The sequence below is a fragment of the Caballeronia zhejiangensis genome, assembly GCF_000698575.1.
Lineage (GTDB): Bacteria > Pseudomonadota > Gammaproteobacteria > Burkholderiales > Burkholderiaceae > Caballeronia > Caballeronia zhejiangensis.
In genome coordinates, this window is sequence record NZ_JFHD01000072.1 from 1 (window position 1) to 10,879 (window position 10,879).

At 66.0% G+C, this 10,879-nt stretch carries 8 protein-coding genes; 6 read left to right on the plus strand and 2 right to left on the minus strand.

Annotation, left to right across the window (positions count from 1 at the left end):
• Nucleotides 1-139 precede the first annotated feature (139 nt).
• The 5 genes from katE (at nt 140) to BG60_RS35480 (ending at nt 8,278) form a co-directional block, all read left to right on the plus strand.
• Nucleotides 140-2,320, plus strand: a complete 2,181-nt coding sequence (gene katE, locus BG60_RS35460) for a catalase HPII (RefSeq protein WP_277621807.1) — start codon at nt 140-142, stop codon at nt 2,318-2,320.
• A gap of 218 nt (nt 2,321-2,538) precedes the next feature.
• A complete protein-coding gene (locus tag BG60_RS35465; protein ID WP_235366170.1) occupies nt 2,539-5,694 on the plus strand; it encodes an ATP-binding protein in 3,156 nt (1,051 codons plus the stop codon).
• Between the two features lie 125 nt (nt 5,695-5,819).
• Nucleotides 5,820-6,353 carry a hypothetical protein gene (locus BG60_RS35470; RefSeq protein ID WP_008353800.1) on the plus strand — a complete coding sequence of 178 codons (534 nt, stop codon included), beginning with the start codon at nt 5,820-5,822 and terminating at the stop codon, nt 6,351-6,353.
• A 227-nt stretch (nt 6,354-6,580) separates the two neighbouring features.
• Nucleotides 6,581-6,847, plus strand: coding sequence for a hypothetical protein (locus tag BG60_RS35475; protein ID WP_008353799.1), 267 nt, complete (start codon nt 6,581-6,583; stop codon nt 6,845-6,847).
• 207 nt (nt 6,848-7,054) lie between these two features.
• On the plus strand, nt 7,055-8,278 hold the full coding sequence (locus tag BG60_RS35480) for a L,D-transpeptidase (RefSeq protein ID WP_008353798.1): 1,224 nt from the start codon (nt 7,055-7,057) through the stop codon (nt 8,276-8,278).
• Between the two features lie 15 nt (nt 8,279-8,293).
• Here the strand turns inward: BG60_RS35480 and BG60_RS35485 are convergent, their stop codons facing one another.
• Entirely contained in the window at nt 8,294-9,178 is an 885-nt protein-coding gene (locus BG60_RS35485; protein ID WP_008353796.1) for a DMT family transporter, read from the minus strand.
• Nucleotides 9,179-9,265: 87 nt separating this feature from the next.
• The gene (locus BG60_RS35490) at nt 9,266-9,451 is read right to left on the minus strand and encodes a hypothetical protein (protein ID WP_008353795.1); all 186 of its coding nucleotides are present in this window, start codon (nt 9,449-9,451) and stop codon (nt 9,266-9,268) included.
• A 181-nt stretch (nt 9,452-9,632) separates the two neighbouring features.
• Between BG60_RS35490 and BG60_RS35495 the strand changes: the two genes are divergently transcribed.
• Entirely contained in the window at nt 9,633-10,388 is a 756-nt protein-coding gene (locus BG60_RS35495; RefSeq protein ID WP_008353794.1) for a DeoR/GlpR family DNA-binding transcription regulator, read from the plus strand.
• The last annotated feature ends 491 nt before the right edge of the window (nt 10,389-10,879 follow it).

A 10,879-nucleotide genomic window follows, 5' to 3' on the forward strand; every position in this document is an offset into this window, starting at 1 on the left:
AGACCGACGCGAAACCGGGATCCGGCGACTACAGCAAAGAAAGTGAGTGCCGCCCCGCACAGGGGCAACGCTAATAGACCACAAAGAAAACGGGATCCGGCGAAAACAACCACGGCGAAAAGCACCCCCGCCCGGGAACATCAATTGCGGTAGAGGACCGCAAGTCCTCACCCAAACCCGGAGTCCGCAAAAAATGGCAATGGAGAAGCAACCGCCCGAAGGCGGCGTAGCCCGCACCCCCTCGCAGAGCAACACCAACAAAAAAGTCGAATCCCTCGAAACGTTCCGCTCCGACGCGACCAACCAGGCCCTGACGACAAACCAGGGCGTCAAGATCGCCGATAACCAGAACACCCTGCGCGCCGGCGAACGCGGCCCTTCGTTGCTCGAAGACTTCATCATGCGTGAAAAAATCACGCACTTCGACCACGAGCGCATTCCGGAACGCATCGTCCACGCCCGAGGCTCGGCCGCTCATGGCGTCTTCAAGGTGTACGAATCGCAGGCCGAACTGACGAAGGCCGCCTTCCTGCAAGACCCGTCGAAGGAAACGCCCGTCTACGTGCGCTTCTCGACCGTGCAAGGCTCGCGCGGCTCAGCCGATACCGTTCGCGACGTGCGCGGCTTCGCCGTCAAGTTCTACACCGAAGAAGGCAATTTCGATCTCGTCGGCAACAACATGCCGGTATTCTTCATTCAGGACGCGATCAAGTTCCCCGACTTCGTCCACGCGGTCAAACCCGAGCCGCACAACGAAATGCCGCAAGGCGCATCCGCGCACGACACCTTCTGGGACTTCGTCTCGCTCGTGCCCGAATCGGCGCACATGGTGCTCTGGACCATGTCCGATCGCGCGATTCCCCGCAGCCTGCGCACGATGGAAGGGTTCGGCATCCACACCTTCCGCTTCATCAACGCGCAAGGCAAAGGACGCTTCGTCAAGTTCCACTGGCGGCCGACGATCGGCTCCGCATCGTTGCTCTGGGACGAAGCGCAGAAACTCGCGGGCAAGGATTCGGACTTCCATCGGCGGGATCTCTGGGAAGCGATCGACAACGGCGACTATCCCGAATGGGAACTCGGCGTGCAGATCGTCGAAGAAGAGGATGAACACAAGTTCGACTTCGATCTGCTCGATCCGACCAAGATCATTCCCGAAGAGCTCGTGCCGCTCAAGATGATCGGCAAGCTCACGCTGAATCGCAATCCCGATAACTTCTTCGCCGAAACCGAGCAGGTCGCGTTCTGCCCCGGGCACATCGTGCCGGGCATCGATTTCACCAACGATCCGCTGCTGCAAGGGCGTCTGTTCTCCTACACCGACACGCAGATCAGCCGTCTCGGCGGCCCGAACTTCCACGAAATTCCGATCAACCGGCCACTCGCGCCACTCGCCAACGGCCAGCGCGACGCGATGCATCGCCAGACGATCGACAAGGGACAGGCGTCCTACGAGCCGAATTCCATCGACGGCGGATGGCCGAAGGAAACCCCGCCCGCCGCATCGGGCGGCGGCTTCGAAAGCTACACGGAGCGCGTCGAAGGCTCGAAGATCCGCGTGCGCAGCCCGTCGTTCAAGGACCATTATTCGCAAGCCACGCTCTTCTGGAACAGCATGACCGATCCGGAAAAGGATCACATCGTCGGCGCGTATTCGTTCGAGTTGTCGAAGGTCGAGCGCAAGCACATCCGCGAGCGCCAGCTCGGCATTCTCGCGAACATCGATGAGACGCTCGCCGCGCGCGTCGCCGAGAATCTCGGCTTGCCCGCGCCGAAGAAGAACGCGGATGCCGACGAGCTCGGCAAGTCTTCGGTGACGGAATCGCCGGCGCTGTCGATCGTCGCGAAAACGAAGCCGTCGATCAAGACGCGCAAAGTCGCCATTCTCGCCGCGCCCGGCGCCGATGCCGCGAGCATCAAGGCCGTGCAGGACGCGCTGAAAGCCGAGGGCGCGCACGCAAAGGTCATCTCGCCGACGCTCGGCTCGCCCGCGCAAGGCATCGAGGCCGATGCGACCATCCTCGGCATGCCGTCGATCATGTTCGACGGCGTGATCGTCGCGGGCGGCAAGGACAGCGCGAAGACGCTGTCGGAATCCGGCGACGCGCGTCACTTCGTGCTCGAAGCGTTCAAGCATCTGAAGGCCATCGGCGCGATCGGCGACGGCGAGGACCTGCTCGCGGCCGCGCATCTGCCGGGCGGCGAGGAAGGCGTCGCCGTGGGCAGCGACGCGAATGCCGTGCTGAAGAGCTTCATCGAAGCGATGAGCAAGCATCGCGTGTGGTCGCGCGCGCAAAAGGCGGAGTCGGTGCCCGCCTGACGCGCGTTTCGCGCCGCGCAACGAAGCGCGGCTTCATGCGTCACGCCGTCGATATACGCGCCCGGGTGTTTTTGAGACACTAGCCGCACTCGGGTCCATCGGGGCGTGACGTGTTCAATCTAGCGCAGCATCGCGCCGGCGCCGGGCGGGGCGCGTGCGCTGTTCTCGCGTGTGTGCTCTGCATCGCGTGCGGGTTTGCGCATGCGAAGGAGTCCATCGTGATCGGCGCGGTGCCGGGCATGGCGCCGCCGCTCGACATGGCCGATTCGGTGAATCATTGTTCGGCGCGGCCGGGCTTGCCGCGCGGCATCTCGGCCGATTTTGCGAACGCCGTCGCGAGTGCGCTCGGAATCGATCCGGACTGGCGCTTCTTTCCCGACAGGCCGGCGATGATCGCGGCGCTCAGGCTCGGCGACATCGACATGGCGACGGGCGCGACAGGCGAAGACGCCGGCGAACCGCTCGCGTTCAGCCGCCCGTATCTGCCGACGAAGCTGATCTACGTCGAGCCGCTCCATTCCCATCCGCCGACGCATCGGCTCGCTTACGTGGCCGCGCAGACATCGCCGGCGCGTCTGCGCGCGGCGTATCCATCGCTCGAACCCGTCGTTTATCCCGATCTGACCGGCGCGCTGCTCGCGGTGTCGCTCGGCGACGCGGACGCCTTCGTCGGCGACATGACCGTGGCCTCGTACACGATCGATCATTTCGATTTGCCGAACCTGACGATCACCGGTTTCGCGACCTTCGACGAAGGCGGCTACAGTTTCGCGTTCGCGCCCGGACGCGCCGACGCCGATGCGCTGCGCAAGCGCGTCGACGATGCGCTCGCCGCATTGCCGCCGAGCTTCGCGCTCGTGACGCACGAGCGCTGGCAGCCGGCGGCGTCCGCGATCACGCGCAACACGCCGATCCCGCTCACGCGCGAGGAAGCAGCGTGGATCGCGGCGCATCCCGTCGTGCATTATTCGATGCTCGCGCAGGCCGCGCCGCTGATGTTCCGCGATCAGCGCGGCAACGCGGCGGGCATCGCCGTCGATATCCTCGACGCGATCGCGCGCGTGACCGGCTTGCGCTTCGAGCCGCGCATACGCACGTCGATGGCGCAGTTGCGCGCCGATCTGAAGAGCGGCGCGTCCGCGATCGTGCCGTTCAGTCTCGGCGCGTTGTCGCCGTTGCCCGGCGGCGAGGCGACCACGCCGACGGGCGAAAGCATTTTTGCGATCGTGACCGCCGTGGGCCGTCCGCCCTTGCGCGACGCCGCCGCGCTCGCCGGCAAGCGCATCGCGATTCCGCACGATTGGCCGATCCTGAACTTCGTGCGCGAGGATGCGCCGCAAGCGCGCATCGTCGATTCGAAACCGTTCGACGGTCCGTTTCGCGCCGTGGCCAACGGCGACGCCGATGCGGCCGTCGCCGATCTGCCTTTCGCCAATTACGCCGTGGGCAATCCGTTTCGCGGCACGCTCACGATCAGCGGCGTGCTGTCGACGAAGCCGATTCCGCACGGACTCATCGTCAGTGCGGGCGAGCCGGTGCTGCTCGGCATCGTGAATCGCGCGATCGCGAGCCTGCCGCCGCCGGAACTCGAATCGATCCGCACGCGCTGGAAGCTCGCCGAGCATCCCGAAATGATGTGGGAGCGCCGCCGTCCGCAAGTCGAGCTGGGCGCGCTGCTCGGCATTGCGCTTTTGCTCGCGCTCGCGGGCTGGGCGTTGACGCTGCGCGTGCAGATCGCGCGACGGATCGCCGCCGAACGCGCCATGCGCGCCGCGAAGGAAGAGGCGGAAACGGCGAATCGCGCGAAATCGACGTTCCTCGCGACGATGAGCCACGAAATCCGCACGCCGATGAACGCCGTGCTCGGCCTGCTGGAAATGGAGCTGCGTGCGCCCGGCGAGCGCGCCGCGACCAAGCGCGCGCTGTCGACCGCGCATCACGCCGCGCGCGATCTGCTCGGCATGATCGACGATCTGCTCGACGTCGCGAAGATCGAGGCGGAGCGCCTCGTGCTCGCGCCCGCGCCGCTCGAGGTCGAATCGTGGATCGCGGGCGTCGCGGCGATCTACGAGCCGGCCGCCCGCGCTAAGGGCATCGCGCTCGTCGTGAAGCGGCTTTCCGGCGACGGTCCCGTCTGGATTCGTGCCGATGGTCAGCGTTTGCGGCAAATCGTCGGCAATCTGCTCTCGAATGCGATCAAGTTCACCGATACCGGCGCGGTCACGCTCGCACACGACATCGCGCCGGCGCTGGACGGCAGGCGCGCGGTGACGCTCGCGGTGTCCGATACGGGCATCGGCATCGCGCCCGGGAAGCAGGCGCTGCTGTTCACGCCGTTCGTGCAGACGCACGATGGCCGTGCGCGCAGCGTCGGTGGCACCGGCCTCGGCCTCACGATCAGCAAGCGGCTCGTCGAGATGATGGGCGGCGCGATCGAGCTGGCGAGCGAGCCGGGGCGCGGCACGCGCTTCACCGTGCGGCTCGATTTGCCCGAGGCGGATGCCGTCGCGTGCGCCGCCGATGCGCCGGCCGTGGAGACGGGCGTATCGGCGGAATCGCTTGCGGGCTTGCGCGTGCTCGTCGTCGACGATCATCCGGCGAACCGCATCGTGCTCGACGGACAAATCCGGCTGCTCGGCGGCGTCGCGCAACTGGCCGTAGACGGCAAGAGCGCGCTCGCACGCTGGCGCGCCGCGCCGCACGCCGTCGACGTGATTCTGACCGACTGCTCGATGCCCGAAATGAGCGGCGAGGAACTGGCCCGCACGATTCGCGAGGACGAAGCGAAGCATCCGGCGACGCGCGCCGTGCCGATCATCGGCCTGACAGCGAACGCGCAGCCCGAGGCGGCATTGCGCGCGGTCGCATCGGGCATGAACGCGTGCCTCGTGAAGCCGCTCGGCCTCGACGCGCTGCGCGAGGCCTTGCTCGCCGCGACGCGCGACGGCCGCGTGCCGGTTGCAGCGCCGGTCGCATCGGCGACGCGCGAATCCGGCGAGCCGGTTCTGGATGCCGCGTTGCTCGCCGGTTTCGGCGAGCAGGCCGGGACGCTCGTCGATACGCTGAAGTCCGCGAACGCGAGCGATCTCGCCGACGCGCACGCCGCGTTCGCCGACAACGACCACGCCTTGCTGCGCGACATCGCCCATCGCATGAAGGGCGCGGCGGCGGTGATCGGCGCGGCGTCGTTCATGCGCGCGTGCGTCACGTTGCAGCGCGACTGCGAACTGGCGGTCGACGACGATCGCAACGGCGAGGACGATGCGCGCATCGCGGCATCGTTCGCGGCGTTCGTCGCGGCGGCCGAGGCGCTCGATGCGGCGCTCGACGCGGCGTCGGCATCGGTTTGTCCGGCGTCCGGCGCGTCGACGTGACGCGGCTTCGCGGATCGCGAGCAACTCTTCGCGTGCGGCGCGCGTTTCGTGTGCTTTAATTGAACCTCCGATCATCTTGAAAACAAGCGGCGGACCGAGGCCGCGATCGATGGCGCACGAAACGCATGAGTCGAAGGGATACCGGGTTCACCGAGGAACCGAAACCGGGCGCGCGCCGCGCCCGCCGGGCCGCGCGCGCGGCGCTCGCGTGCTGCTGCGCGATGCTCGCATGCGTGCCCGGCACGCCGCGCGCCCAGCGCGCCGAATGGCTCGATGCGCGCGTCACGCAGGCGACCATCGTCGATACGATCTGCATTCCGGGTTACGTCGACCGCGTGCTGCCGTCGTTTGAAATCCAGATGCGTCAGAAGGAGCGGCTGCTCAAGCAGCGCAGCATCGATCCGTCGTTCGCGTCGGAATACGCGCTCGATCATCGTATGCCGGTGCTGCTCGGCGGCTCGCCCAACTCGCCCGCGAATCTCGATCTGCGCCGCTGGGAAGGGCGCGAGGGCCAGCGCCGAAAGGAACGGCTCGCGGTGTACCTGAAGCGCTGCGTCTGCACCGGCGACATGACGCTGAAAGAAGCGCAAACCGCAATGGCGGGCGACTGGCCGAATCGGTATCCGAATCTTTCCAGCATGACCTGTACGGGCCTGTAACGATGCGTTCGGCTTATCCGTCCGATTTAGAACATCTATTGAAATAGGCGGAATGTCGCATCACACGCGCCATTAACGGGATTAGTATGGAGCTATCTCGAAATTAGTCCTGGAGTCGCCATGATGCTCGCGTATGTGTCCCTCTTCGTTGTCGGTACGCTCGCGGCGCGGATGATCGCGAGGCAGAGCCGGCGGCCTGTTTTCGCACGCGCAAGAAGGTGACGGCGATGAACCTGCTCGTCTGGAATCTTCCTCAACGCTGCGCCGCGCGCGACGTGCGGCGATTTCTCGAGCACGAACTCGGGCAGTATGCGAGCGACATCGAAGTTCACGGCGCGGGCACCGCTCACGCCTACGCGACCGCCAGGCTCGCGACCGATGTGCCTTACATCGGCGAGGCGATCGCCCAGAAGCTGTGCCATCAGCGCTTTCACGACGAACCTTTGCGTGCCCGGGCTTCCGCGTCCGGCGACGCCTCCATCCGTCTGCATTGATGTTTCCGCTGCGCCGCGCATCGTCGCGCGTGCGGTCGGAACGAACTTTGCTGCGCTTCCGTTGACGAACCTCAAGTAGCGGCGAAGCCGGCGCGTCGTGCGCGCCGGCTTTTTTGTCGATGCGCGCAGTCTCGCGCATGGGCCGCTCGAACCGGGCGATCCGGTGGATCGTCCGTTGGCGAATGGCAAAGCGGATCAATCAAATCAATGCATCAGGCAGGAAAGAGCAGGACGAACAAGACGCCGATCGGCGCAAGGTTTCTCGTGTGCGCGGCGGCGGGCGCGCTTCTTTCGATCTCGACGGCGGCTCGCGCGCAGCCTCAGGCGGCCTCGGGCGCATCGGGAGCGGTCGCGCAGGGACGCGTGACGGCGTTGCCCGTCGCGCCCGTGGCCCGCTCTATCCCGGTGCCGCCGATGCCGCAGGGCGCAAGCATTCCGCAAGCCGCGAGCGCGCCCGAGCGCGCGCTTCCCGCCATGCCCGTGCCGATGCCCGCGCAACCGGCTCCGGAAGCGTCGGCTGCATCGGCTGCATCGGCTGCATCGGCGGCGAGCGCAGCCAGCGCGGCATCGGCGGCGAGCGCGGCATCGGAAGCGGCCGCGCCCGAAGTGCCCTTGCCGCCGGAAACACCCGAGCCGAATCTCGCGCAGCGCAGCGGCATGCAGCCGGCCGGCGCGTATGCGATGCGGCAGACCTTCGCGAAGGAAGTCGATCGGCGGCTCAATGTGCCCGTCGCGGATCAGCAGGGCTACGGCCGTCTGCTGCAACGTACGCTGGAAGAAGACGGTCACGGCGGCCTCGTCAACGAATTCGTCGTGATGGTCGATCGCAGCGCGAACGTGCAGGCGATCTTCGTCTATTTCCGCGCGAAGGCCGACGATGCGTGGTCGATGATCGGCGCATCGCCGGTATCGACGGGGCGTCCCGGCAGTTACGATCACTTCCTCACGCCGCTCGGCGTCTTCCAGCATGTGCCGGGCAACATGGACTTTCGCGCCGAGGGCACGCTCAACGAGTTCAAGATTCGCGGCTACGGCGCGCGCGATATGCGTATCTACGATTTCGGCTGGGCCGAAGGCGAGCGCGGCTGGGGCCATGGCGGCAAGTCGCCGATGCGCTTTCAGATGCACGCCACCGATCCCGAGAAACTGGAGCCGCTGCTCGGCATGCGGCACTCGAAGGGCTGCGTGCGGATTCCGTCGACGCTCAACACGTTCTTCGATCATCACGGCATTCTCGATGCGCAATACGAGGCGCGCGTATCCGAAGGCCAGTCGATGTGGGTGCTGAAGGCCACGCGCAAGACGACGCCCTGGGCGGGGCATTATCTCGTCGTCGTCGATACCGGAAGGAAGACGCGGCCCGCGTGGGCGCCGGGTCCGGGCAAGGCGGTGCGCGAGCACATCCCGGCGGGCGCGGACACGGTCGATTGAGGCGTGCCGGGCGTGCTATTCCGAGCGCGCGAGCAGCACGCCCGCGAGCGCGAGGCCGAAGCCCGCGAGCTGCATCGCGTCGAGCGTCTCGCCGAATGCGAGATAGCTTTCGAGCGCGGCGAGCGGCGGCGCGAGAAAGAGCAGGGCGGTCGCGCGCGATGCGTCGCCGCGACGGACCATCCATACGAGCAGCGTCGTCGCGACGCCCGAGAGCATCACGATGCCCCACGCGAGCGCGAGCCACGTCGTCGTGGAGACGATGAAGCGATGCTCGCCTAGCGCGATCACGAGCACGAGCGCGACGATCGTCGCGCCCGCGTTCTGCAACGCGCTGGCGCTGCGGATATCGGCGCGCGCGAGCGAAGTCTTCTGATACAGCGTGCCCGCGGTGATCGCGACGACGGCGAGCACGGCGATCGTCGCGACGAGCCATTGCGGCGCGTGTCCGGACGATGCGTGCGTGACGGGCGCGCCGCTCGCCGCGATCTTCGGCGCGAGCACGAGCGCGACGCCGAAGAGGCCGAGCACGAGCCCGCTCCATGCGCGCGGCGAGAGCCGTTCACCGAAGAGCCGCGCGGCGACGGCGGCGGTCAAAAGCGGTTGCAGCGCGCCGAGCAGCGCCATGATGCCCGCGCCCATGCCTTGCGCGACGGCCCAGTAGCCCGCGCCGAGATAGACGCCTTGCAGCAGCGCGCCGGCGAACAGATGCCGGCCGATGTCCCCGCCTTTCGGCCATGGCGCGCGCGTGACGACGGCGATTGCGAGAAACAGCAGCGTCGTGCCGCCGAAGCGCGCGAGCAAATAGAGATTCGGATCGACGTAGGGCGTGATCGCCCTTGCGACGATGAAACCCGTCGACCAGAGAAACACGAAGACGGGTGCGGCGAGAATCGAGACCATGTGAGGCAAGCGGCGAAACGAAATGCCGCAGTATCGGCCGGAACGCTTGCGCGCGTCTTGTCTAACCGTGCACTTCGGCGCGGCGCGTCATTCGATGGTGAACGTATCGAGCGGCTGATTGGCGCGCGCTTCGCCCTCGAAACGCCGCGATAGTTGCGCATGCAAGCGCTTTGCCTCGTCGAGTGTGAGGTCGATCCAGTAGGGATCGCCAGCCGCGTCGTTCAGACGTTCGGGAGGGAACTGGATTTCGATCACCACGCCTTTCTTGTACATCGTGTTGCCTCGTTCAAAGCTCGTGCATAAGGCACGAAGTCTAGCGGAGGCGTGCTTGTCGATTGCGTACCCGGGGGAAAGAATTCATTGCGCGTCGTGGCTTGACGAATCGCGCTTGCCAGAGAAATGCCACATAGGGCCGCTAAACTCCACACGCCGCCTTGCCTTTCTTCATCGAACGATGCTCGCCGAACAACGTCACCAGTACATCCTCTCCGAATTGGACAAGCATGGCGCGCTCGCGGTGGCGGATCTCGTGCGTGCGTTGTCGGTGTCGCGCGAGACGGTGCGGCGCGATCTCAACGCGCTCGCCGGACGCGGGCTCGTGACGACGACGCATGGCGGCGCGTTATCGGTCGACCGGCGCGAGCCCCACGTCGATGTGCGCGAAGCCAAGAACGCGGCGGCGAAACATGCGATCGGCGTGCGCGCGGCGGCGTTCGTGCCGGACGGGGCGTCGCTCGTCATCGATTCGGGAAGCACGACGCAGGCGTTGGCGCGTGCGTTGGGGCAGCGGCATCGGCTGACGGTGTATACGAACGACTGGCGTATCGCGATGTTGCTGGCGCGGCGCAATGGCAATCGCGTGACTTTGCTGGGTGGCGAGATCGCCGATCTCGAAGATGCGACGTTCGGGCTCGATACCATTCAGCAGCTTGCGCAGTATCACGCGGATTTTGCTTTCGTCGGGGCGGGGGGGATTACGAATGACGCGCATCTGACGGATTATTCGCGGCTCGCCGCTGAGGTGCGCGGGAGCATGATCGCGTCTGCTGCGTGCCCGGTCGTGGTTGCTGATTGCTCGAAGTTCGGCCTGGTTTTGCCAGTTAGGATCGCCGGGTTCGAGGCGGTTCGGTTTCTGGTTTGTGAAGCTCTGCCTGAGCGGGGGGTCCGAAGGGCGCTGGCCGCGCGGGGGCTTGAGGTCGTTGTTGCTTGATTTTTGTTGTTCGCTTTCGATGGGTCTCGTTTTCGTGTCGGCTCCGGGGTTTTCGCCGGATCCCGTTTTCTTAGTGGTCTATTAGCGTTGCCCCTGTGCGGGGCGGCACTTACTTTCTTTGCTGCTGCAAAGAAAGTAAGCAAAGAAAGCAGCTTCTGATACGCCCGCGGTCACACGCAATTTGGGTAGTCCTCTCGTCGATCGTGGGCTGCCTAAAGAGTGCCCTCAAACACCTAATCGGGCTTGGCTCGCGCACGGTCTGTGTCATCGCACCACACAACAAACGGGTTCAGCACCAAATAGCTCCGGCCCGCTTCGCGGCCGACCGGTCCATCGGGGATGCATGTGCTTCTCTACTAACGTCTCCATCTCACGGCACTCGCCGCTCGCCGGTTTCCCTTGCGGACCCGGCGGCAGCGCGTAGCGCTGTGCCGAAGCTATTTCGTGCTGAACCAGCGCGCTTAACGTTTTCGGGCGGCAGACCGTGCGCG